We start from the raw sequence: 323 nt of genomic DNA on the forward strand, positions 1-323 counted from the left end.
TTTGGATCTGTAGTATCAATTAAATATATTAATTCAGATTTAAAATGACTGAAAAAACTTTCTATAGGAGCATTATCCCAGCAGTTGCCCCTTCGGGACATAGATTGTATAATACCATTATCCTTAACCCTTTTAGAGTAAGGTCTACTTGTATATTGTGAACCTTGATCTGTATGTAAAATACAATCTTTAGCTAAATTCATATATAAGAATTTTTTACCGATAGGTATGTATGTTATATCCATACAAATTTTTTCTAATGGTTGATTAGCTGTAAATTCACGATTTAATATATTATCATATACCTCAGATGATTTAAACTT

The 323-nt window shown here is 27.9% G+C and carries 1 pseudogene; it reads right to left on the reverse strand.

What is annotated here, in order from left to right:
• Nucleotides 1-323: pseudogene (locus KGF42_RS19385) on the reverse strand (IS3 family transposase); the annotation flags it as partial.

Origin of the sequence: Clostridioides sp. ZZV15-6383, assembly GCF_020657735.1 — a bacterium.
Classification (GTDB): domain Bacteria; phylum Bacillota; class Clostridia; order Peptostreptococcales; family Peptostreptococcaceae; genus Clostridioides; species Clostridioides difficile_D.